Source organism: Streptomyces sp. NPDC028711, assembly GCF_055565415.1.
Genome location: NZ_JBVHUJ010000013.1, coordinates 124,267 through 147,595 on the forward strand (window position 1 = coordinate 124,267; position 23,329 = coordinate 147,595).

A 23,329-nucleotide genomic window follows, 5' to 3' on the forward strand; every position below is an offset into this window, starting at 1 on the left:
CACGGCGGCCGCGGTGCCTCCCCACCCCTCCTCAACCGGGAGTGGCCACCCTCAAATGAAACAGACTTAAGGGGTTCAACCCAATGGCAGCGGAGATCGTCAATCCTCGCAACGACAGTGGTACGGAAGGGGCTCCGGAGGAGCCCTTCGATCCTGTCTTCGCCCTTCACCGGGGCGGCAAGATGGCCATTCAGGCCACCGTCCCCGTGCGGGACAGGGACGACCTGTCCCTCGCGTACACGCCCGGCGTCGCCAAGGTGTGCACCGCGATCGCCGAGCAGCCCGAGCTGGTCAACGACTACACCTGGAAGTCCCAGGTCGTGGCCGTCGTGACCGACGGTACGGCGGTGCTCGGCCTCGGTGACATCGGCCCGGAGGCCTCCCTCCCGGTCATGGAGGGGAAGGCCATCCTCTTCAAGCAGTTCGGCGGCGTGGACGCGGTCCCGATCGCCCTCGCCACCACCGACGCCGACGAGATCGTCGAGACCGTCGTCCGGCTCGCCCCGTCCTTCGGTGGCGTGAACCTGGAGGACATCTCGGCGCCGCGGTGCTTCGAGATCGAGCGGAAGCTCCAGGAGCGCCTCGACATCCCCGTCTTCCACGACGACCAGCACGGCACCGCGATCGTCACCCTCGCCGCCCTCCGTAACGCGGCGAAGCTGACCGGCCGGACCCTGGGCGACCTGCGCGCGGTCATCTCCGGCGCGGGTGCGGCCGGCGTCGCCATCGCCAAGTTCCTCCTGGAGGCGGGGCTCGGAGACGTGGCCGTCGCCGACCGCAAGGGCATCGTCAGCCGCGACCGCGAGGACCTCACGGACGTCAAGCGCGAACTCGCCGAGCTCACCAACAAGGCCGGGCTCGTCGGCTCCCTGGAGAGCGCCCTGGCCGGCGCGGACGTCTTCATCGGCGTCTCCGGCGGTACGGTCCCCGAGGCCGCCGTCGCGTCCATGGCTCCGAACGCCTTCGTGTTCGCCATGGCCAACCCGAACCCCGAGGTCCACCCCGACGTCGCGCACAAGTACGCGGCCGTCGTGGCGACCGGCCGTTCGGACTACCCGAACCAGATCAACAACGTCCTCGCGTTCCCCGGCATCTTCGCCGGCGCGCTCCAGGTCCGGGCCTCCCGGATCACCGAGGGCATGAAGATCGCCGCGGCCAACGCGATCGCGGACGTGGTGAGCGACCAGCTCGCCGCCGACTGCGTCATCCCGTCGCCGTTCGACGAGCGGGTCGCCCCGGCCGTCGCGGCCGCGGTCGCCGCGGCCGCCCGCGCCGAGGGTGTCGCCCGCCGCTGACGCGCGCACCCCGGAGTGTCACCCGCCGGCACGTCCGCCGGTACGCCGAAAGGGCCCTGTTCCGCACGCCGGGACGGGGCCCTTTCGCGTACGCCGGGACGGGGGCCTCCGCGCATGGGGGGGGCGGGGGTCGTTCGTGTACGGCGGGGCGGCCCTGTGCGTACGGCGGCGGGGCGGGCCTCTCCGTGCACGGCGGGGCGGGGCCTTTCCGTGCACGGCGGGGCGGGTTCGTGGGCGACGCGGGTCACACCGGGGCGTGGTTCCCCTCGCCGTCCGCTGCGGCCTAGGGTCGGGGCCATGTTCGCTGCCTACGCTGCCCGAATCGACCGCGACCAGCCCTTGAACGGCCTCGAATTGGGCGAACGCCCCGAGCCCGAGGCGCGGCCCGGCTGGACCACCGTCACCGTCAAGGCCGCCTCGCTCAACCACCACGACCTGTGGTCGCTGCGCGGGGTCGGGCTGCCCGAGGAGAAGCTGCCGATGATCCTCGGCTGCGACGCCGCCGGCATCGACGAGGACGGCAACGAGGTCGTCCTGCACTCCGTGATCGGCCAGACGGGTCACGGCGTCGGGCCCGACGAGCCCCGGTCCATCCTCACCGAGCGCTACCAGGGCACCTTCGCCGAGCGGGTGACCGTGCCCCGCTGGAACGTGCTGCCCAAGCCGAAGGAGCTCTCCTTCGAGGAGGCCGCCTGCCTGCCCACGGCCTGGCTGACCGCGTACCGGATGCTCTTCACCAACGCCGGGGTACGGCCCGGGGACTCGGTGCTCGTCCAGGGCGCGGGCGGCGGAGTCGCCACCGCCGCGATCGCCCTCGGCAAGGCGGCCGGCCTGCGGGTCTTCGCCACCAGCCGCGACGAGGCGAAGCGCAAGCGGGCCGTCGAGCTCGGGGCCGTCGAGGCCTACGAGCCCGGCGCGCGGCTCCCGCAGCGGGTGGACGCGGTCATCGAGACCGTGGGCGCCGCCACCTGGTCCCACTCGGTCAAGTCGCTGCGGCCGGGCGGCACCCTCGTCATCTCGGGCGCCACGAGCGGCGACCGGCCCGCGCACGCCGAGCTGACCCGGATCTTCTTCCTGGAGCTGAAGGTGGTCGGTTCGACCATGGGCTCCAAGGACGAGCTGGAGGACCTGCTGTCCTTCTGCGCGGCGACGGGCGTCCGGCCGGTGGTCGACGAGATCCTGCCGCTCGACCGGGCGCGCGAGGGCTTCGAGCGGATGGCCTCCGGCGAACTGTTCGGAAAGATCGTCCTGAAGACCTCCTGACGAACCTCTTGATGACTCGTCAGTCTTGCTGATGGGATCTCTGGCACGCGAAACGTGAACATCTCTCACTTCCTCGTGCCGGAGGTCCTCCTTGTTGCGAACGTCGCGAACCACCCTTGCCGCGGGCGCCGTCCTCGCCGCGCTGCTCGCCCCGACCGGCGTCGCCCACGCCGAGAGCCCGGGCGGTGACCGGATACCCGCCCTCACCGACGAACACGGCCGCGTCCTCACCCTGCGCGGCTGGAACGTCGAGGACAAGGTGAACCGCGGTGACGCCGCCCTCACCGCGATCACCGAGCGGCATTTCCGCGACATGCGGGCCAGAGGGTTCAACTTCGCCCGCCTCCTTGTCTTCTGGGACGACCTGGAGCCCCGGCCCGGTCAGTACAGCCAGGGCTATCTGCGGAAGATCGAACGGATCCTGGACTGGGCCGGGAAGCACGACGTCAAGGTCCTCATCGACGCCCACCAGGACGTCTTCGGACCCGCCTTCGGCCACCGCGGCGTGCCCGCGTGGGCGACCAGGACCGATGGACTGCCCTTCACTCCGCGCCCGGACGACTGGTTCTCCGAGTACTTCGAACCCGCCGTCCAGCGGGCCTTCACCCACCTCTACGAGGACGAGGACCTGCGGCTCGCCCAGGCCCGCATGTGGCGGGTGCTCGCCGACCGCTTCGAGGACCACCCGGCCGTCATCGGCTACGACCTGATCAACGAGCCGATGGGCGAGCTCCGGGAGGGCGAGGACCTGGCCACCGCGGCCCGGCGCATCGAGCGGGACCAGCTCACCCCTCTGTACAACCGCCTGGCGGACGCCGTCCGGTCGGTCGACCCGTCCACCTGGATCTTCGTCGAGCCGACCCCCATCGTGGGCGAGGGCGTGCCCACCGGGCTCGGGCGGATCGACGACCCGAAGATCGTCTACGCACCGCACTTCTACAACACCGGCATGGAGGCCGGAGCCGACTACGACCCCGCCGCCGGCTGGATCGAGAGCTATGAGCAGGCCGTCACCCTGTACCCCAAGGAGTACAAGGTGCCCGTGGTGGTGGGCGAGTGGGGGCCGCTCAACAACTCCCTGCCGAACATGAACCGCTTCTACCGCGAGGCGATGGCCTCCCTCGGCCGCTACGGCTCCGGCTGGGCGGGCTATGTCTGGTGCTACGGCGGCGGCTACTGCGCCGTGGACGGCGCCGGAACCTTCCGTACGAACAAGGAGCTGACCGCCGAGCCGTACGCGGAGGCGGTCGCCGGCACGGTCCGCTCCGCCGCGTACGACCAGGGGACGGGGACCTACCGCCTGTCGTACGACTCCGCCGGGCGGCGCGGCCCCCGGATCACCGAGCTCTCCCTGCCGGCCGGCACCTGGCACGTGAAGACCGGGGGCGGAGCGCTTGTGCTCCGCAAAGCCGGCGGCAAGACCGGCGGCAAGGCCTGGGTCCTCGCCGCCCCGGGCGCCCGGGTGACGGTCACCGTCACCCGGGGCTGAGCCCCGGCGGTGCGACCCGGCGCAGCCCGGGGACCGAGGGTCGGCGCTGAGGCCCGGCGCGGCCCGGGGCTCAGGCCCGGCGGCCGCCCGGTCGTCCTCCTATGCTCTGGGCCGTGACCGCAGCAGGCCCGTGATGCGCATCGCCGCCGTGGACAACTGGTCGCGCGCCTCGGTCAGTTGGTCCTGGGTCACCCCGTGGTCGCGGGCCGCGTCACGGATCTCGTCGCGGAAGCGGTCGAGGAGCCGGTCGAGGTCACGGGCCGGGTCGCCCGAACCCGCCGTGTCCCGCGCCCACTCCGGCGCCTCGCCGGCCGGGGCGGTCGCGGACGGCGGCTCCTGGCCGGCGGCCTTCGGGTGCGTCGTGCCCGTCACGAGGTCGCCGAGCTGGGCCGTGATGCCCGAGAGGCCCTCCCAGACCCCCTTCGGCCAGTCGCCCCGCGAGAACCGGTCCTGGACCTCCTCCTGCACCTGCTGGGCGATCCGCTGGAACTCCCTGGCCTGGTGGCGGGCGGACTTCGCCTCGGCGCGGGCCTGACGGGCCTGCTCCTTCCACTCCTGACCGACCCGGCGCAGCTCCTCCTTGGCGTCGGCGAACGAGGAGGACTCCGCCGCTCTGGTCCGGCCGGCCGCCGCGCGCATCTCGCTGCGCACCCGGCCGGCCGCGCCACGGACGTCGTCGCGGATCTCCGCCGCCAGCTCCGACACCGACTCGCGGATCTCCCGCTCCAGGTCGTCCAGTTCGGCGCCGCGACCGGCCAGCTCGGCGCGGCCCGCGTCGGTGATCGAGTACACCTTCCGGCCACCCTCGCTGGCGTGGGTGACGAGGCCCTCGGCCTCCAGCTTGGCGAGCCGCGGGTAGACCGTGCCCGCGGAGGGTGCGTAGAGCCCCTGGAAGCGCTCCTCCAGGAGGCGGATCACCTCGTAGCCGTGGCGCGGGGCCTCGTCGAGCAGCTTGAGCAGATAGAGACGGAGGCGGCCGTGCGCGAAGACGGGCGGCATGTCAGAGCACCTTTCCGGTCGCGGAGGGGGCGGGGGAGGGGGTGGAGTCGGTGTCCCCGTCCGGCTCGGGGCGCCGGAGCAGGGCGATGGAGCCGGAGACGGTGGTCGCCTTGAGGGTGCCCCGGCCCGCACCGAGGGTGCCGGTCACGGACTTGGCGCCCCACTGGCCGCCCACGCGCAGATCCTCGAACGCGTTCGACACGGAGCCGCTCGTGGTGCTCGCCTCGACCCGGGCGTCGGCCGGGTGCGGGAGTCTGATGGCGACCTCACCGGAGACGCTGCTGAGCCGGATGTCCGCGGGCGGCCCTTCCCGGCCGGCGCCGTCGAGGTCGATGACCATGTCGCCGCTGACCGTCTCGGCCCGCACGGAGGCGCTCGCGCCCTCGATCACCGTCACGTCCCCCGTCACGGAGTTGACCCGGAGGGAGCCCGTGACCGACTGGGCCTCCAGATTCCCCGAGACGCTCTCGGCGCGGACCGGTCCGGAGAGCCCGAGGAGCGTGGTGTCGCCCGTGACGCCGCGCACCTCCGTACGCCCCCGGATGCCGGTGACGACGGCCTCGGCCCCGACCACTCCCACCTCGACGTCGACGCCCGCGGGGACGGTGACGGAGACGACGACCCGGCGCCGGAACTCCTTGCGGTCGAGCCACTTGAGGATGTTCTTCCACTGCAGGTCGTCGTAGCCCACGATCAGGGCGGAGCCGTCCTGCGTCACGGTCAGCGGCGGGCCCTCGATCTCGGCGATCTCCACCCGGGCGGAACTCTCGTCCGTCCCCACCACGTTCACCGTGCCGTTGACGACGCGGATCTGGAGGCGGGTCACGGGGTCGGCCGGCGCCAGCTTCGTCGGCTCGGTGACGGACCACTCTGTCATGGTGCTGACCTCCCGTTTCGGCAACGCAACATATCGCGTCTTGCGATACACACGATATATCGCGGCCAAGTGAAGTCAACCCTGACTCTTCCCTGACAGGGTGTGCAATCACCGTCGTACACGGACAAATTGGCCTAGCGTGGGCTCCATGAACGCGACATCCGGACCGGGCGCCGCCGGGGCGCTGCTGCTCTGCCGTGCCGATCCACCGGCGGTGCGGCGGCCGGCCCGGCTGCTCGGCGAACGGCTGCTCCTCGCCCCGGCGGGCGACGGCTGGAGCGTCCTCGTACCGGAGGGGAAGCCCTGGCTCCCCGGAGGGGAGGCCGTCGAACAGGTCGTCACCGGCTGGGCCACGGCCCTCGCCGTCTCGGCCGCCACCTGGCCCGTCGTCGCGGACGGGGACGGGGCCGGCCTCACGCTCGCCGCCGGCTTCCGGCGTCCGGTCGGCTACACCTGGCTCGCGGACGGCACGCCCGTCGGCGAGGACGAGGCCATGCGCACCTTCGCCGCCCGGCTCGCCCTCGACCCCGTCCTGGACGTACAGGCCCTGGAACCGCTCACCGTGCCCGACCCGGAAGCCGACGCCCGCAGCCGGCTCGTCGGCATCGTCGCCGTCCTCACCCGCACCGGGCTCGCCCTGCCGACCGGGCTCCTCGCCGGCGAGAGCGCCGACCGGCTCCGCTCCGTCGCCCTTGCCCAGGGCGCCGAGCAGCTCGAACGCCCCGACCGGCAGGAGGCCGTACGCGCCGAACCGGAGGCGGCGGAGGGCGGACCCTTCGGGACGTACGCGCGCGGTCCCGAGGCGCGGGTGCGGGGAGGCTCCAACGCGCGCGTGCTGGGCGGGGTCCAACTCGCGGCGGGGCTGCCGCTGCTGCTCTGGGGCATCGGCCGGCGCGACGGCGGCTGGGCGACGGCCGGGGCACTGCTCGTCGCGTACGGCGCGCTCGCCCTCGCCCGTGACCGGCTACGGGTGGTCTGACGGGGCGGCTGCGCGTACGCGGACGGGACCGGGTGCGGGGTGGGGGAGGCCCTCCTGACGCGGGCGCCGGCGAGGTGGCGGAAACCTCGCCGACGCGCGGGTCCCGGGAGCCACGTCGCCGACGCGCGCACTCCGGCAGCAACGTCACCGACGCGCGCGCCCGGGAGCCCGGTCGCGCGCGCGTGCGGAACGAAACCCGGCCCCGCGCGGGTGCGCTCTACTCGTCCTCGTCCTCGTCGTCGTCCAGACGGGCCAGCCAGGTCGCGAGGCGCTCGACCGGCACCTCGAAGTCGGGGTTGAGGTCGACGAACGTCCGCAGCTGCTCGGCGAGCCACTCGAAGGTGACCTCCTCCTCGCCTCGCCGCTTCTCCAGTTCCTCGATGCCACGGTCGGTGAAGTACATGCGATCAGGATAGGCCGTACCTCTCCCGTCCCCTGTCGCCCGTCAGTCCCACCGACTAGCCTTCCTCATCATCGTTTCGGGGACCGGGGGCGCTGTGACACACGGGATCGCTCGTATTCGGCTGGACGACGGCACGCCCGTGTGGGCCCGGGTCAGTGACGTGCAGGAACTCGGCAGGGGCGGAGGGTTCCAGGACACCGGCGTCAGGGACCGGGTGGTCTCGATGGCCGGCGGGCTCACGGACGTGGTGCGCGGGGTGGTCGGCTCGCTGCGCGCCGGACTCGACCCGCAGGGCTCCGTAGAGGTCGCCGTCAGCTTCGGCATCGAACTGTCGGCGCAGTCGGGCAAGGTCATCGGGGTCCTCGCGGACGGCTCGGGCAAGGCCTCCGTGAACGTCTCCCTCACCTGGACCGAACCGGGCCCCATACCCGCGACGGACCCCGCGACGGACCCGGCGGCGGACCCGGCGGCGACACCGGCGCCCGCGGCCGATCCCGCGCTCGCACAGAACCAGGCCGAGCAGGACCAGCGCCAGGACACCCCCCACAGAGCCCCCCACACCCGCCCGGGGGCCGATGAGCGCGCATGAGCGCCTTCGACGCTCTCGTGCGCCCCGCACTCGTACGCATCGCCGCCCCCGGCTGCGGGTATGACCCGCACGGCGACCGGTACTGGGGCACCGGCTTCTTCATCGCCCCCGGCTGGGTGCTGACCTGCGCCCATGTCGTGGCCGAGGGGGGAAGCGCGGTGTGGAGGAGGGAGCCCGCCGTCGGCGTCACCTGGGAGGACGGCAAGACCACCCGGGAGACCACCGGCACCGTCGTGCTCGCCCTGCCGCGCCCCGACCGGCCCGACGACCCGCCGGACCGGTGGGCCTTCCCCGACCTCGCGCTCATCAGGGTGTCCGGCGCGCAGAAGGCGTCCTGCGTGCGCCTCAGCGAGCGCCCGCCCGTCCCGCCGACCGCCGTCGGACTGCACGGCTGGTCACGGGAGACCGGCGAGCTCGGCGTCCGGCACGTCCACGGCACCCTGATCGGCAGCGACGGGAAGGCGCTCATCACCGACTGGGTCATGCCCGTCGAAGGCTGCTCGGGCGGGCCCGTCGTCGACCATCAGCAGGGGGCCGTCGTCGGCCTCAACAAGGGCCGTGGGCGCGACGGCGGGGCGGTCGTCCCCGTCACCGCCCTGCGCGGGCTGCACGACCTCCCCGGCGGCGAGGCCATGGGCGAGGCGCTGCGCGCCCACGACCGGTACCACCTGGCCCGCTACCGCTCGCTCGACGACCGGCCCGACTGGACCCGCACCCAGCGGAAACTGTCCGGCGCCCAGGGCGTGAGCCCCGGCCTCCGCACCCAGCTGTACGGGCACTTCGCCGAACTGCCCGCGCCCACCGCGCCCGGCGAGATCATGGACCTGATCGACCAGGTCAAGGCCTGGATCAGGGACGACGACCTGCCGGACGCCCTGGAGGACGACCCGCGGACCTGGAGCGAGGGCGCCGGGCTCCTGCGCGGCCTGCGGGCGCCCCGCAGGGACGGCGTCCGCGACCTCGACCTGGACGCGGTGCTCCTGTACGCGGCCCATGTCGTCCGGCACGTCGGCGGACGGTACGGAGACCGGGCCGACACCACGGCGCTCACCCGCTGGATCGTCGACGAGTCGGGCGACGCCGACCGGCACCTCCGGCGCGAGATCGACCGGCTCGTCACCCCCGGCAGGCCCGCGCCGCTCTCCGTACGCGAACCACGCGCGCGTGCCGACGTCCTCCTGGAGATCGACACCCCCCGCTACGACCGGCGTTACCCGTGGCGGGTCAAGCTTCTCCTCGACGGACACACCGTCAGCCCGCTCCACTGCGACGACCGGGGCGTCGAGCGGGCCCGTCTCAGGGAGACCCTCCGCGAACCGCTCGCCGACGCCCTGCGGCGCGGCGACAGCGGACCGCACCTGGCCGCCGTGGAGGCGGTGCTGCCGCGCGAGCTCTTCGACGAGCCCCTCGACACCTGGCGGCTCGAACCCCCGCAGGGCCCCGAGGACGCCTGGGCGACCACGCTCGGCCAGCGCAGGATCGTCGTCATCCGCGACGCCCGCCGCCACGCACGGGAACCGGCCCCCGAATGGCGCGAGCGCTGGGACGCGGACGAGCGCGGCCCGCTCCGCGCCACCCCGCTGCGCGCCGAGGTGGCGGCCGCAGGGCCGGACGCCCACACCCCGCGCGTGCGTCGGGAGACCTGGGCGGAGACGTACGACCGGCTCCGTGAGGCCGAGGCCGGCGCCGTCCCCGTGTACTGCGGGCACGTGGGGAGCGGCGACGGGCTGATGGCGATGAACGCGGCCCTCGCCGCGGGCCATCCGCTCGCCCTCTGGCGTACCGGCGCCCACGACCACACCGACTGCGCGGAGTTCCACGAGCGGGCCGACCGGCTGCTCGCCACCGCCCTCACCGCCTGGGACGTACGCGGACCCGTCCGCTCCCTGCGCACCCGCGCCACGGACCCGGCGGCCGGACCCGAGGCGCGGGCCGCGTACGCGTGGGCCGAGGGCATCGCCGTGCTGCTCGACCCGCCCGACCGGCCGCCGCACGGCGGGCGCCTGGAGGCCCCGCCCCTGCTCGGGGAGGGGGAGCAGTGACCGGAGCGGCCACCGGGACGCCGCCGCCGCGATCCGTCCGGTTACGCCATCGGCAGGCCCCGCCCGCGGGCGGTACCGTCGACGGACCCGGCATCGACACCACAGCCAGGAGGAGTCCATCGTGAACGATTGGCGGATCTACCGTGGTGCCGGTTCTCCGCACGACGAGATACAGCGGCTGCCCGCCCCGCCGCCCTGGCGGGACTTCTCGACGGGCAGCGCGGACGACACCCTGGCCGGCTCCGACCGGCGGCTCGGCGTCAAGCGCAGACTCGTCCAGAACCACCACCCCAGGCCCGCCGAGACGGACGCCGTCAACGCCGCCCTGTACCTGCGGCGCCCGCTCCTCGTCACCGGCAACCCCGGCACCGGCAAGTCCACCCTCGCCCACGCCGTCGCCCACGAACTGCGCCTCGGTCGGGTGCTGCGCTGGCCGATCGTCAGCCGCACGACCCTCCAGGACGGGCTCTACCGGTACGACGCCATCGGCCGGCTCCAGGACGTCCAGCTGGAGCGCGCCCAGGCCGGATCGCCCGGCTCCGCCGCCGCGGCCCCGGCCGGCATCGGCTCGTACATCCGGCTCGGACCGCTCGGCACCGCGCTGCTCCCCTCCGAGCAGCCCCGGGTGCTGCTCATCGACGAGCTCGACAAGAGCGACCTCGACCTTCCGAACGACCTCCTGAACGCCCTGGAGGAGGGCGAGTTCGCCATTCCCGAGCTGGAGCGGCTCGCCGACCGCGAGCCCGTCGTGGAGGTGCTCAGCGACGACGGCCGCAAGGTGCGGGTGTTCGGCGGCCGGGTCCGCTGCACCACCTTCCCCTTCATCGTGCTCACCTCCAACGGCGAACGGGACTTCCCCGCCGCCCTGTTGCGCCGCTGCATCCGCCTGGAGCTCGAACCGCCCGGCGAGGAGCAGCTCCGCGCCATGATCGAGGCCCACCTCGGCACCGAGGCCGCCGCGGGCGACGGGGAACAGGGGCTCGTCCAGCGCTTCCTCAACCGCGAGCCCGGCGAGGTGATCGCCACCGACCAGCTGCTCAACGCCCTCTATCTGACCCAGCACGCCTCCCGCGCCGAACGGGTCACCAGGGAACGCATCGCCGACATGCTCATGCAACCGCTCGATCAGCCGAGGTGACGGTCGGATGCACCGGATGCATCTGGAAGAACTCACCCGCAGACTGCGGGACGGCGGACAGGACCCCACCGCCGAGGACGTCGCCGACGCGCTCTGGCTGGCCCAGTGGCTCCCCGGCCCCGCCCCGCGCGAGCCGGAAGGACAGCGGAGCCCGGAGAGCGACCCGTCGTCGGAGACGGCCGAGGACGCCTCCGACGGTTCGCGCCGCTCCGACGGGCATCCGGGCCCGAGCGGGAGCGGCGCCGGGGAAGCCGGTGCCGCAGGTGACGGCGGGGGAGCGGAAGGAGCCGCGGGCGGGCCGCCGGGGCCCGGCGCGCGCGAGTCCGTCTCCCTGCACATGGTCATCGGGACCCGTGGAGCCGCCGGAGCGGACGGCGTCCCGGACGGCGGTGGAACAGGGCGTACGGAGCGGGGCGCGACCCTGCCCGTCCGCGCCCCCGGCGCCAACGCCCTGCCCGGCCTCCTCAGCCTCCAGAAAGCCCTCCGCCCCCTGCGCGGCTACGCCCTCGCGCCGCACCGCCCCGGCGAGGGCACCCTCGACGAGGAGGCCACCGCCGAACGCAGCGCCGCCGCCGGCATCCTCACCCCCGTCCTGCGCCCCGCCGCAGGTCGCCGCCCCGACATCCAGCTCCTCATGGACACCGGCCCCGCCATGGTCGTCTGGAGCCGGATGGTCGAGGAACTCCGCCAGGCCTGCCAGCAGTCCGGCGCCTTCCGGGACGTCCAGGTCCACCGCCTGTACGACACAGGGGAAGGCCCCCCGCTCGTCACCACCACCTCCGGCGCCGACGGCAGGCCCCGACTGCGACCCGTCGACCAGCTGCACGACCCCACCGGCCGCCGTCTCACCCTCGTCGTCAGCGACTGCGTCGGACCCCTCTGGCAGCGCGGCGCCGCCCAGCGCTTCCTCCGCCAGTGGCCCCGCCACTCACCGCTCGCCCTCGTCCAGCCCCTGCCGCCCCGGCTCTGGCCCCGTACCGCGCTCCCCGCCGAACCGGGCACCTTCCAGCGTTCCGCAACCCCCGGCGGTCACACCGTCTTCCGCTCCGACGACGAACCCTGGGGACCCCGGACCCCCGGCCGCCGCGCCGTCCCCGTGCTCACCCCGACCCCCGAGGCCTTCGCCTCCTGGACCCGGCTCCACACGGGGCACGGTGGCAACGCCGTACGCGGCTGGGCCGCCTGGCTCGGCCCCGCGCCGGTCGACGCGCGCGCGTCCCGCACGCCCCGCGCGCCCCGGGGCGACGACGAGCTCCTGCGCGCCTTCCGCGCCGGAGCGTCACCCGGCGCGCTCCGCCTCGCCGTCCACCTCGCGGCGGCCCCCCTGACGCTGCCCGTCATGCAGCTCGTGCAGCGCGCCATGCTGCCGGACACCGGCCCCATGGAGCTGGCCGAGGTCCTGCTCAGCGGGCTCCTGCGACGGCTGCCCGGCCCCACCCCGTACCCCTGTTTCAGCTATCCGCCCGGCATCCAGCAGCACTTCCTCGGCTCGCTCGACCCCAGCGCCGCCGCCCTCGTCCTCAAACACTGCTCCGCCTATGTGGAGCGCAATTTCGGCCAGGGCATGCGCAACTTCCCGGCGCTCGCCGCCGCCCGGCTCGCGGGAGCGGGAGCGGGAGCGGGAGGGACCGGGACCTCGGCCGATCCCGGCCGGGACGCCACCAGAGGCCCCCGCGAACCACGCCACGGGACCCACGCGACTCACGAGACCCACCGGTCCGACAGCGCCGAGGACGCGACCTACGAGACCGACGAACCCCTCGGCCCCGACGGCGCCGAGACCGAGCTCTTCGCCCGCATCCCCGCGCGCGTCCTCCGCTTCTACCACCCCGACCTCATCACCCCCGACCCGCTCACCGAGGCCCGCCGCCTCCTCGCGCAGGGCCGCGGCCAGTCCGACCCGGCCCTCCTCGCCGGCGCCCGCGAGCGCGCCGAGGCGGCGCTCCCCGACGAACCCGTCGAGGCCCGGATCGTCCTCGCCCGCGCCCTGTACGCCGAGGCGGGCACCGCCGCCGCCCGGCGCACCGGCCGCCGCCCGGAGCTCCTCGGTCAGGCCGCCGACACCCTCGTACGGGCCGGTGAACTCGCGCCGCCCGGCGACGAGGCCTGGGCCGACGTCCGGCTGGAACTCGCCGTCGTCCATCACGCGCTGTGGCGCGAGACCGACGACACCGGCCATCTCGACGCGGCCCTCACCGCCCTCGCCGAGGACGCCGACCGGTGGCCCGAGACCGCCCGCCACACCCTCCATCTCCGCCGTGGGCGCCTGCTCCTCGCCCGCGGCGACGGCGCCGCGGCGGCGGGCGAGCTCACCGCCGCCCTCACCCTCCACGAGAGCGCCGCCGCCCTGCTCGACCTCGCCGACGCCCTCCGCCTCGCCGAGGCGGAACCGGCCAGGATCGGCCCCGTGCTCGACCGCGCCGAGCCCCTCCTCGGCGACGGCCGCTCCCTGCGGCTGCGCTTCATCACCGCGCGTGCCCGGCTGTACGACACGGAGGGCGACGGGGCCGCCGCCGACGCCGCGTACGAGGAGGCCACCCTGCTCGCCCCCGCCGACAGCGCGCAGCGCGGCCCGCTGCTGCTCACCTGGGGCGGATCGCTGCTTCGGCGCGCCGCGGCCGGCGCCGGTACGGCCCCCGTCGACCGGGCCGAAGGCGTGCTGCGCGAGGCCCTCACCCGGCTGCCCGCCGGGGCGCCCGAACGGGCCAGGGCGCGGACCCTCATCGGCAGCGTCCTCGCCCTCCGCTTCCACCGCGCCGGATTCCTCCCCGACCTCTTCGAGAGCCGCCATCTGCTCGAACACGCCCTCCGGGGCACCGAAGACCCGGCGGACCGGGCCGAGGTGTGGCTGCAACTGGGCCGGGTGCGGCTCGAACTGGCCGAGACGGCGCGGGACGGGCTGATCGGTGACGCGCTCACCGCCTACCGCAACGCCGGCGAGGAGTCCCGTACCGCCGACGGAGACACTCCGGGCACGGTCACCGGCGCCCGCGCGTCGCACGCCCAGGGAGCCGTCCTGTGGCTGATGGGCCGGCCGGCCGGGGCCAGGACCGCGCTGCTCGCCGCCACCGAGCGGTGGCGGCGGCTGACCGGGCACCTCGTGGAGGTGGACTGGGCGGACGTGGAACGGACCAGAGCCCTGCTGAGGGAGGTGGAAGGAGTGGCGGGAGATGGCCACGGGAGGCTCTCCGCCGAGGACCGGCGCAGGATCGCACCGCCCTGGTGGGCCTGGAGCGGTACCACCGGATGAGCTGCCGAGGATCGGCTGATAACGGGGGCGCGCATGGGCGCAGTTGAATCGAAAGGGTTTCCGGTCTCCCGGCGTCGGGAAGAACCGCTGCGCCGCTACGACCGTGGGGGACAGCGTCGGTGAGGAGGAGCCGAGAGTGTTCGAGCGTACGGAGTGGGCGACCGGTGCCGGCCGGAGGGCCGGCAGGTCTCCGCATCTGCCCGATCTCGCGGCCGTTGATCTGCGGACCTTGCGCGTCACGGACGACGCCGTCCTCGGCGCGGCGGTCGAGAGAGTACTGCGCGATCCCTCTGATCTGGTCGTCTCCTGGCCCGAGGACGCGTTCGTCGACTGACGTACGAGCGCCCCGAACCGCCCGGCGCGCCGCGCCCCGCACCCGGGTCGACCACTCGTTTCCAGCCGTGTTCGCCGGACGCACGCCCCCGGCCGCGTCCCGGAGCTGGGCCACGCCCCGGGACGCGGCCTGGAGCCGGGTCGCGTCCCCGGCCGCGCCCCGGAGCCGGGCCATGCCCCCGGCCGTGCCCCGGAGTCGGGAGTGATCGCCGCGCCGCCGCGGCCCGCGGCCTTCGCCGCGCTCGCGGCCACCCGGCCCGCCCCCGCCGGCGCGGCCTTCCTGCGGTCAGGCGCGCACGCCCGCCGGCTGCTGCTGCTCAAGGCCCTCCTCGTACGGGTGCGGCGTGATCGTGACGAGGTCGCTCCCGAGACCCTCCGTGGCTTCGAGACCGCCTGGCGCCTCCTCGAGCGGACGGAGCGCGCCGCCCCCCGGGCCGTCCGCACCGTCCTCGACTACCCGACCACCGGGGCCTGGCTCGCCGCCGCCCTCACCGAGCCCGTGGGCCCCGCCCTCGACCGGCACCTGACCCGCCTGGGCCTCGTCGCCGCCACCGCCGCCCTCCGGGCCGGCCGCCCGCTCGACCTCGTCGTCCAGGCCCCCGCCGGGGTGCTCTCGCTGCCGGGCGCCGGGAGCGTCCTGCTGGCCGCGGGACCGGTCCGGCTGACCTCCCGTTCCCAGGTCGTACGGGTCCACGCCGACGGCACCCCGGGGGCCCCGGCGGCGCTCCTCCGGCTCACCGACCACCGCACCGGAGCCGTGACCGGCAGCGGCCCCGGCTGGCGCGGCCTGCGCGGTCTGTCCGGCGGGGCGGCCCGCCTGGAGGACCTGGATCCGTACCGGGTGCCGCCCGGCGGGGTCGGGACCCCGGCCCGGATGGCGGCCGAGCGGCCCGACATCGACCACGCCGCCTGGTTCGGGCACTGGCGCGCCGCCCGCGAACTGCTGCGGCGGACCGACCGGGAGCGGGCCGCGGAGGTCGGTCGGACCGTCGGCGCACTGGTACCGCTGCGCCCGCAGGGACCGCGCTCCGTCGGCGCCACCCTCAGCGTCGCCCCCGGAGCCGTCCTCATGACACCGTCGGCCGGCGCCTTCGACATGGCCGAGACGCTCGTCCACGAGCTGCACCACAGCAAGCTCTCCACGCTCCACGAACTCGTCCCGCTCTACCGCCCCGGCCGTGCCGCGGTGTACCGGGTCGGCTGGCGCAGCGACGCGCGTCCGGTCGCCGGAGTCTTCCAAGGGGCGTACGCGCACCTGGCGTTGGCCGATCTGTGGCGGAGGGCGAGGGACGCCCCCGGGGTGCCCGGAGCGTGGAGCACGCGGGCCGGGCAGCAGTTCGACCATGTCCACGATCAGGTGGGCGAAGCCCTGGCGATGCTGCTTGAATCCGATGAACTGACCAATGAGGGGCGGGAGTTCGCCCGGCAAATGAGGCAGCTCCATGCGAGCCTCGGCGCGAGCCCCAGGCGCCGTGGGTAACACTGTGCCCACGGCACATGACACTGCGTTGCGCGTGAGCGGGACGGGAGACGTACAGATGGCGGAACAGCGGTCGGGCGGAGGCGCGGAGAGCCACGGGGGCAGGGCCGCGCCCGAACACGTCCTGGTGGTCTTCCCCGGATACCACCGGCCCTGGGCGGCCTGGATCAACCAGCGCCTGGAGGCGCACGGCGTGCGCGCCACGCTCCAGCGCTGGGACCCGCCCCGCGAGGTCCCCCTGGAGGACTCCCTCGGCGACCTGCTCCTCGCGCGCGGACAGGTCCTCCTCGTCCTCAACGACTGGTTCTTCGAACTCGGCCCCCGGCCGGCCGGCGAATGGAACGACGTCCTGCGCGGCTTCGTCGCCGCCCACGCCGAACGGTTCGCCGCCGTCAACCTCACCAACCGCACCCTGCTCCCCTCCACGGCCGTCCTCGAACCCGTCAGCCTCTGGGGCGTCGGCGAGGAGGAGGCCGAGGCCCGGCTCCTCAGCAGGCTCGCGATCGAACCCCGCAGGAACGCGGGCCGCCGCATCCCGGCGGGCTCCCTCGCCCGCTACCCCGACACCCCGCCCGAGGTCTGGGGCGACGTCCCCCGCCGCAACCCCCGCTTCACCGGCCGCGACGACCTCCTCACCGAGCTCCAGGAACGGCTCATGGACGCCGAACGCGGCAACGCCGCGTGCACCCTGCTCGGCATGTCCGGCATCGGCAAGACCCAGATCGCCGCCGAGTACGCCCACCGCTTCAGCCCCGACTACGACGTCATCTGGTGGGTCAACTCCGACGACCGCAACATCCAGCGCGACCGCCTCGGCGAACTCGCCGCCGAACTCTCCCTGCCCACCGGCAGCGAACCCGGCGAACGCATCCGCGCCGTCCGCGAAGCCCTCCGCCGCGGCGACCCGCACCCCCGCTGGCTCGTCGTCTTCGACGGCTGGGACGACACCGACGGCATCGACGTCATGCTCCCGCAGGGCCCCGGCCACGTCCTCATCACCTCCCGCAACCGCGGCTGGCGCGAACACACCGACGTCCTGGAGATCCCCGGCTTCGACCGCGCCGAGTCCACCGGCTACCTGATGCGCCGCGCCCCGCACATCAACGCGGCCGAGGCCGACGAGGTCGCCGCCGAGTTCGGAGACGTACCCCTGCCGCTCGTCCAGGCCGCCGCCTGGCTCGGCGAGTCCGGCATGGAGGCCCCCGAATACCTCCGCATGGTCCGCGACGGCCGGCTCTCCACCGTCGACGAGCCCTCGGCGGGCGACGGCATGCCCAACGCCTCCCTCACCTCCTGGTCGATACTGATCAACCGGCTCCGCCGCGCCCAGCCCCAGGCCATCGACATCCTCAGCCTGTGCGCCTCCTTCGCCCCCGGCCGCATCCCCCTCGGCATCGTCCGCGCCTACCCGCAGGCGCAGCTGCCCGAGGACCTCCGCTGGATGGCCACCGACCTGCCCGCCTGGACGCGCGCGCTCGACACCCTCGTCAACTACTCGGTGCTCACCCGTGAGACCCGCGGCCCCATGACCACCGACGAGGTCGGGCCCCACCAGGAGTCGATCCACATGCACCGCCTGGTGCACGACATCGTCGCCCGGCTCACCGACGGGGAGCACCGCGACGCCCACCGCAAGGCCGTCCGCACCCTCCTCGCCGAGGCCGACCCCGGCAACCCCACGGACAGCAGGCACTGGCCCCGCTACTCCGAACTCCTGCCCCACCTGGAACCCTCGGGAGCCCTCCGCAGCACCGACCCGCGCATCCAGGTCGCCGTCCTCAACTGCCTGCGCTTCTGCGACCGCAGCGGCGAGTACACGGCGGGCATCCGGCTCGCCGGACGCATCCGCGACGAGTGGACGTCCTTCATGGAGCCGCTCGCCCCGCACATGCAGGAACTCACCACCCTGGAAGGCGACATCCTGCGCCGCTACGGCCGGTTCCGCGAGGCGTACGACCTCGACCTCGCCCAGCGCGAGCGGCTGACCGCCGCCGAGGGCACCGACCGGCTCGGCGAACTCCAGACCAAGATCTCCATCGCCCGCGACCTCCGCTTCCTCGGCCAGTACAAGGAGTCGGAGCAGCTCCAGCGGGAAGCCCTCGCCGAGGCCAGGGCCCTGCTCGGCGAGACCCAGTTCCTCACCCTCGTCGCCCGCCACAACCTCGGCGTGGTGCTGCGGATGCTGGGCCGCTACCAGGAGGCGTACGAACAGGACACCGACACCCTCGCCCGCTGCGAGAGCGTCCTGCGCCTCCACCACGCCTCCACGCTCAGCTCCAACAACGCCGTCGCCCAGGACCTCCGCCTGCTCGGCCGCTACCGCGAGGCGCTCGGCCGCCAGGAGGCCAACGTCAAGCTGCACGTGAAGATCCTCGGGCCGCAGCACCTCCACACCCTGTACGCGCGCAGCCAGCTCGCGCTCTGCCGCCGCCGCGAGGGAGGCTTCAAGGAGGACATCGGCACGATGATGGCCTCCGTCCTCGACCACCTGGAGCAGGCCTACGGCCGCGACCACTACCTGACGCTCTCGGCCGTCACCAACTACGCCAACTTCCTCCGCGAGCACGGCGACCTCGACCTGGCGAGGGAACTCATCACCGAGGCGGAGGCCGGCTACCGCGCCCTCCTCGGCCCCGCCCACCCCGTCTCCACCGGCGTCCTCGCCAACACCGCCCTCGTGATGCAGGCCTCCGGCGACCGGGCCTCGGCCCTCACGATGCTGGAGTCCGCGCTCGCCGGACTCACCGCCACCCTCGGCGCCGACCACCCCTGGGTGCTCGGCTGCGCCCTCAACACCACCGCCGCCCGCAACTTCAACGGCAGGGTCGTCGAAGCCGCCGAGCTCAGCCGCGACACCCTGCGCCGGGCCCGGCACGTCATGGGGAACGAGCACCCCCTGACCCTCTCCTGCCAGGTCGCGCTCGCCACCGACCTGCGCGGCCTCCGCGAGACCGACGAGGCAGGGAAGCTGGAGGAGGACGCCCTGCTCACCCTCACCAGGACCCTCGGCGCCCAGCACCCCCACACCCTCTCGGCCCGCCAGCGCAACCGCCCGTACTGGGACTTCGAGGCCAACCTCTGACGTACGGCGGGACGGAACGCCGGAGGCCCGGCACCCCACAGGGGGTGCCGGGCCTCCTTCCGTACGAGGACGGAGAGACAGGTCAGGCGTCGAAGACCTCGTTGACCAGCTGCTGCTGCTCCGCCTGGTGGCGCTTGGCCGAGCCGACCGCCGGGGACGAGGAGTGCGGACGCGAGATCCGGCGCAGGCGCTCGCCCGCCGGGATGTCCGCGCCGACCGCCAGGTCCAGGTGGTCGATCAGGTTGAGCGCGATGAACGGCCAGGCACCCTGGTTCGCCGGCTCCTCCTGCGCCCAGATGTACTTCGCCGCGTTCGGGTACTTGGCGATCTCGGCCTGGAGCTCGGCACCCGGCAGCGGGTACAGACGCTCCAGACGGATGATCGCGGTCTCCGTGTCACCGCGCTTCTGACGCTCGGCCTCCAGGTCGTAGTAGACCTTGCCGGCGCAGAAGACGACCTTGCGGACGTCGGCGGCGTTCACCGAAGCGTCGCCGATCACCGGGCGGAAGCCGCCGGTGGTGAACTCCTCCACCTTGGACGCCGCGGCCTTCAGACGCAGCATCGACTTCGGGGTGAAGACGATGAGCGGCTTGTGGTGCGGGTTGTGGACCTGCCAGCGCAGCAGGTGGAAGTAGTTCGACGGCAGCGTCGGCATGGCGACCGTCATGTTGTCCTGGGCGCACATCTGGAGGAAGCGCTCCGGGCGCGCGGACGAGTGGTCCGGGCCCTGGCCCTCGTAGCCGTGCGGCAGGAGCAGCGTGACGCCGGAGGTCTGGCCCCACTTCTGCTCGGCCGAGGAGATGAACTCGTCGACGACGGTCTGCGCGCCGTTGACGAAGTCACCGAACTGGGCCTCCCAGATGACCAGGGAGTCCGGACGGGCCAGCGAGTAGCCGTACTCGAAGCCCATCGCCGCGTACTCGCTGAGCAGCGAGTCGTAGACGTTGTAGTGGGCCTGGTCGTCGGTCAGGTAGAGCAGCGGGGTGTAGTCCTCGCCGGTCTCCTGGTCCACCAGGACCGCGTGCCGCTGGCCGAAGGTGCCGCGGCGGGAGTCCTGACCCGAGAGCCGGACCGGGGTGCCCTCCATGAGGAGGGAGCCGATGGCGAGGGTCTCGCCGAAGCCCCAGTCGATGGTGCCGTCGTCGATGGAGGCGGCACGGCGCTGCATCTGCGGAAGCAGCCGCGGGTGGACCGTGATCCGCTCCGGGATGCTGACCTGCGACTCGGCGATCCGCTTCACGACCTCCTGGGAGACCGCGGTGGTGACGCCGACCGGGAAGGCGGCCTTGGCGTCCGGCACGGTCGCCGCGGCCGGGGCCGCGGTGGCCTCGCGGACCTCCGCGAACACCTTCTCCAGCTGCCCCTGGAAGTCCTGGAGCGCCTGCTCCGCCTCTTCGAGGGTGATGTCACCGCGACCGATGAGCGACTCGGTGTACAGCTTGCGCACCGAACGCTTCTTGTCGATCAGGTTGTACATCTGCGGGTTGGTGAACTGCGGGTTGTCGCCCTCGTTGTGACCGCGGCGGCGGTAGCAGATGAGGTCGATCACGACGTCCTTGTTGAACGTCTGGCGGAACTCGAAGGCGAGCCGCGCGACGCGGACCACGGCCTCCGGGTCGTCGCCGTTCACGTGGAAGATCGGCGCCTCGATCATGCGGGCCACGTCGGTCGCGTACATCGAGGAACGCGAGGACTCCGGGGCGGCGGTGAAGCCGACCTGGTTGTTGATGACGATGTGGACCGTGCCACCGGTGCGGTAGCCGCGCAGCTGGGACATGTTCAGCGTCTCGGCGACGACACCCTGGCCGGCGAAGGCCGCGTCACCGTGCAGGGCGACGGGGAGGACGGTGAAGTCCGTGCCGCCCTTGTTGATGACGTCCTGCTTGGCGCGGACGATGCCTTCCAGGACCGGGTCGACCGCCTCCAGGTGCGAGGGGTTCGCGGCCAGGGAGACCGTGATCTGCTCGCCGTCGAGACCGGTGAAGGTGCCCTCGGCGCCCAGGTGGTACTTGACGTCGCCGGAGCCGTGCATCGACTTCGGGTCGAGGTTGCCCTCGAACTCGCGGAAGATCTGCGCGTACGACTTGCCGACGATGTTCGCCAGGACGTTCAGCCGGCCGCGGTGGGCCATGCCGATGACGACCTCGTCGAGGCGCGACTCGGCGGCCGAGTCGATGACCGCGTCGAGCAGCGGGATGACGGACTCGCCGCCCTCCAGGGAGAAGCGCTTCTGGCCGACGTACTTCGTCTGCAGGAAGGTCTCGAAGGCCTCCGCCGCGTTCAGCCGGCGCAGGATCCGCAGCTGCTCCTCGCGCTCCACGCGGGAGTGCGGGCGCTCGACGCGGTCCTGGATCCACTTGCGCTGCTTCGGGTCCTGGATGTGCATGAACTCGACGCCGGTGGTGCGGCAGTACGAGTCGCGGAGCACGCCGAGGATGTCGCGGAGCTTCATCATCGACTTGCCGGCGAAGCCGCCGACCGCGAACTCCCGCTCCAGGTCCCACAGGGTGAGGCCGTGCTCGGTGATGTCCAGGTCGGGGTGCTTGCGCTGCTTGTACTCCAGCGGGTCGGTGTCGGCCATGACGTGGCCGCGGACCCGGTAGGAGTGGATGAGCTCGAAGACGCGCGCGGCCTTGGTGACGTCGTCGTCGTGCGACGCGTCGATGTCCTTGAGCCAGCGGACCGGCTCGTAGGGGATGCGCAGGGCCTTGAAGATGTCGTCGTAGAAGCCCTGCTCGCCGAGGAGGTAGTTGGCGACGACGCGCAGGAACTCGCCGGAGGCGGCGCCCTGGATGACACGGTGGTCGTACGTCGAGGTCAGGGTCATGACCTTCGAGATGCCCAGCTTGTTCAGGGTGTCCTGGGAGGTGCCCTGGAACTCGGCCGGGTAGTCCATCGAGCCGACGCCCATGATGACCGACTGTCCGGGCATCAGACGCGGCACGGAGTGGACGGTGCCGAGGCCGCCGGGGTTGGTCAGGGAGACCGTGACGCCGGTGAAGTCCTCCATCGTCAGCTTGCCCACGCGGGCGCGCTTGACGATGTCCTCGTACGCCTGCCAGAACTCGAAGAAGTTGAGCGTCTCGGCCTTCTTGATGCCCGCGACGACGAGCTGGCGGTCGCCGTTGGGCTTCACCAGGTCGATCGCGAGACCGAAGTTGATGTGCTCCGGCTTGACCAGGGTCGGCTTGCCGTCCTTCTCCGCGAAGGAGTAGTTCATCGACGGCATGGCCTTGATCGCCTGCACCATCGCGTAGCCGATGAGGTGCGTGAAGGAGATCTTCCCGCCCCGGGCGCGCTTCAGGTGGTTGTTGATCACGATCCGGTTGTCGAAGAGCAGCTTCACCGGGACGGCGCGGACGGACGTGGCCGTCGGCACCTCCAGGGAGGCGTTCATGTTCTTCGCGACCGCGGCGGCGGGACCGCGCAGCGTGATCAGCTCGGGGCCGGCGGGGGCCTCGGCCGCAGGAGCGGCCGCGGGCTTGGCCGGGGCGGCGGCAGGCTTCGCGGCCGCCGGCGCGGCCGGGGCCGCGGCGGGCTTCACGGGAGCCGGAGCGGGCGCGGGGGCCGGAGCAGCCGCGACCGGAGCGGGCGCGGGAGCGGGAACCGCCGCCGGAGCGGCAGGCGCGGCCTGTGCGGGGCCCGCCTGCTGCGCGGCGGGCGCGCTCTGCGTGGTGGGTGCCGGAGCGGCCGGGGTGTCCGACGCTCCCGGCTTGTAGTCGGCGAAGAAGTCCCACCAGGCACGATCGACCGAATTCGGGTCCTGGAGGTACTGCTGGTAGATCTCGTCGACGAGCCACTCATTGGCACCGAAGGCGGTCGCAGGGTTCTTTCCCTGCCCGTCTTGGTCGGTCGGGGAGCTCGGGGTACTGGGGGACTGAGACGACACGGCGGCAACCGCCCTCTTCCGCTTCACAAGGTGATGGACAGCGGAAATAAAGGCTACGCCTGTCCGGCCGAGAGGTGCAGGCCGGGCGCTCCAACGTCGCGCAAGTCACACTTGACGAGGTGTTTCGGGGCCGTGAATGGCGGGAAACAAGCGTGGTTCCGCATGTGTGAGGGTACGGAGAAGCGCAGGCACGGCCCGTTTCGGCCGCACCCCTGATCGTG

15 protein-coding genes are annotated in these 23,329 nt (G+C 73.3%); 11 read left to right on the plus strand and 4 right to left on the minus strand.

What is annotated here, in order from left to right; all coding sequences use genetic code 11:
• The first annotated feature begins 83 nt into the window (after positions 1-83).
• The 3 genes from ACZ4VK_RS31990 (at position 84) to ACZ4VK_RS32000 (ending at position 4,047) form a co-directional block, all read left to right on the plus strand.
• Positions 84-1,295, plus strand: coding sequence for an NAD(P)-dependent malic enzyme (locus ACZ4VK_RS31990; RefSeq protein ID WP_468359827.1), 1,212 nt, complete (start codon positions 84-86; stop codon positions 1,293-1,295).
• Between the two features lie 297 nt (positions 1,296-1,592).
• Complete coding sequence (locus tag ACZ4VK_RS31995; RefSeq protein ID WP_468359830.1) at positions 1,593-2,558, plus strand: zinc-binding dehydrogenase; 966 nt, start codon at positions 1,593-1,595, stop codon at positions 2,556-2,558.
• 142 nt (positions 2,559-2,700) lie between these two features.
• Positions 2,701-4,047, plus strand: coding sequence for a cellulase family glycosylhydrolase (locus tag ACZ4VK_RS32000; RefSeq protein WP_468360195.1), 1,347 nt, complete (start codon positions 2,701-2,703; stop codon positions 4,045-4,047).
• Between the two features lie 99 nt (positions 4,048-4,146).
• Here ACZ4VK_RS32000 and ACZ4VK_RS32005 read toward each other — a convergent pair whose 3' ends face one another.
• Together ACZ4VK_RS32005 and ACZ4VK_RS32010 are read right to left on the minus strand one after the other, a co-directional pair.
• Complete coding sequence (locus ACZ4VK_RS32005; RefSeq protein ID WP_468359833.1) at positions 4,147-5,046, minus strand: PadR family transcriptional regulator; 900 nt, start codon at positions 5,044-5,046, stop codon at positions 4,147-4,149.
• Between the two features lies 1 nt (position 5,047).
• A complete protein-coding gene (locus ACZ4VK_RS32010; RefSeq protein ID WP_468359836.1) occupies positions 5,048-5,923 on the minus strand; it encodes a DUF4097 family beta strand repeat-containing protein in 876 nt (291 codons plus the stop codon).
• Positions 5,924-6,071: 148 nt separating this feature from the next.
• Between ACZ4VK_RS32010 and ACZ4VK_RS32015 the strand changes: the two genes are divergently transcribed.
• Positions 6,072-6,902: a hypothetical protein gene (locus tag ACZ4VK_RS32015; RefSeq protein ID WP_468359838.1), complete on the plus strand. Its 831-nt coding sequence runs from the start codon at positions 6,072-6,074 to the stop codon at positions 6,900-6,902.
• 217 nt (positions 6,903-7,119) lie between these two features.
• Here the strand turns inward: ACZ4VK_RS32015 and ACZ4VK_RS32020 are convergent, their stop codons facing one another.
• Positions 7,120-7,305, minus strand: coding sequence for a DUF6104 family protein (locus tag ACZ4VK_RS32020; RefSeq protein ID WP_018102711.1), 186 nt, complete (start codon positions 7,303-7,305; stop codon positions 7,120-7,122).
• A 94-nt stretch (positions 7,306-7,399) separates the two neighbouring features.
• Between ACZ4VK_RS32020 and ACZ4VK_RS32025 the strand changes: the two genes are divergently transcribed.
• The 7 genes from ACZ4VK_RS32025 (at position 7,400) to fxsT (ending at position 19,219) form a co-directional block, all read left to right on the plus strand.
• On the plus strand, positions 7,400-7,894 hold the full coding sequence (locus tag ACZ4VK_RS32025) for a CU044_2847 family protein (protein WP_468359840.1): 495 nt from the start codon (positions 7,400-7,402) through the stop codon (positions 7,892-7,894).
• Positions 7,891-9,936 carry a VMAP-C domain-containing protein gene (locus ACZ4VK_RS32030; protein ID WP_468359842.1) on the plus strand — a complete coding sequence of 682 codons (2,046 nt, stop codon included), beginning with the start codon at positions 7,891-7,893 and terminating at the stop codon, positions 9,934-9,936. Before ACZ4VK_RS32025 ends, ACZ4VK_RS32030 begins: the two co-directional genes overlap by 4 nt.
• 121 nt (positions 9,937-10,057) lie before the next feature.
• A complete protein-coding gene (locus tag ACZ4VK_RS32035; RefSeq protein WP_468359844.1) occupies positions 10,058-11,074 on the plus strand; it encodes an AAA family ATPase in 1,017 nt (338 codons plus the stop codon).
• 16 nt (positions 11,075-11,090) lie between these two features.
• Positions 11,091-14,324 (plus strand): SAV_2336 N-terminal domain-related protein, encoded by a 3,234-nt coding sequence (locus ACZ4VK_RS32040; RefSeq protein WP_468359845.1) that lies wholly within the window; start codon positions 11,091-11,093, stop codon positions 14,322-14,324.
• 136 nt (positions 14,325-14,460) lie between these two features.
• Entirely contained in the window at positions 14,461-14,658 is a 198-nt protein-coding gene (locus ACZ4VK_RS32045; RefSeq protein ID WP_468359848.1) for a hypothetical protein, read from the plus strand.
• Positions 14,659-14,859: 201 nt separating this feature from the next.
• On the plus strand, positions 14,860-16,137 hold the full coding sequence (locus ACZ4VK_RS32050; protein WP_468359851.1) for an HEXXH motif domain-containing protein: 1,278 nt from the start codon (positions 14,860-14,862) through the stop codon (positions 16,135-16,137).
• 58 nt (positions 16,138-16,195) lie between these two features.
• Positions 16,196-19,219, plus strand: a complete 3,024-nt coding sequence (gene fxsT, locus ACZ4VK_RS32055; RefSeq protein ID WP_468359853.1) for an FxSxx-COOH system tetratricopeptide repeat protein — start codon at positions 16,196-16,198, stop codon at positions 19,217-19,219.
• An 82-nt stretch (positions 19,220-19,301) separates the two neighbouring features.
• On the opposite strand, the gene ACZ4VK_RS32060 is transcribed toward fxsT, so the two are convergent.
• The gene (locus ACZ4VK_RS32060) at positions 19,302-23,108 is read right to left on the minus strand and encodes a multifunctional oxoglutarate decarboxylase/oxoglutarate dehydrogenase thiamine pyrophosphate-binding subunit/dihydrolipoyllysine-residue succinyltransferase subunit (protein WP_468359856.1); all 3,807 of its coding nucleotides are present in this window, start codon (positions 23,106-23,108) and stop codon (positions 19,302-19,304) included.
• Between the last annotated feature and the right edge of the window lie 221 nt (positions 23,109-23,329).

Excerpts from the sequence above, each read along its gene's own strand:
- ACZ4VK_RS32010 (WP_468359836.1), bottom strand. The coding sequence starts at position 5,923 with ATGACAGAGTGGTCCGTCACCGAGCCGACGAAGCTGGCGCCGGCCGAC.
- ACZ4VK_RS32015 (WP_468359838.1), top strand. The coding sequence starts at position 6,072 with ATGAACGCGACATCCGGACCGGGCGCCGCCGGGGCGCTGCTGCTCTGC.
- ACZ4VK_RS31990 (WP_468359827.1), top strand. The coding sequence starts at position 84 with ATGGCAGCGGAGATCGTCAATCCTCGCAACGACAGTGGTACGGAAGGG.
- ACZ4VK_RS32030 (WP_468359842.1), top strand. The coding sequence starts at position 7,891 with ATGAGCGCCTTCGACGCTCTCGTGCGCCCCGCACTCGTACGCATCGCC.
- fxsT (WP_468359853.1), top strand. The coding sequence starts at position 16,196 with ATGGCGGAACAGCGGTCGGGCGGAGGCGCGGAGAGCCACGGGGGCAGG.
- ACZ4VK_RS32040 (WP_468359845.1), top strand. The coding sequence starts at position 11,091 with ATGCATCTGGAAGAACTCACCCGCAGACTGCGGGACGGCGGACAGGAC.
- ACZ4VK_RS31995 (WP_468359830.1), top strand. The coding sequence starts at position 1,593 with ATGTTCGCTGCCTACGCTGCCCGAATCGACCGCGACCAGCCCTTGAAC.
- ACZ4VK_RS32020 (WP_018102711.1), bottom strand. The coding sequence starts at position 7,305 with ATGTACTTCACCGACCGTGGCATCGAGGAACTGGAGAAGCGGCGAGGC.
- ACZ4VK_RS32005 (WP_468359833.1), bottom strand. The coding sequence starts at position 5,046 with ATGCCGCCCGTCTTCGCGCACGGCCGCCTCCGTCTCTATCTGCTCAAG.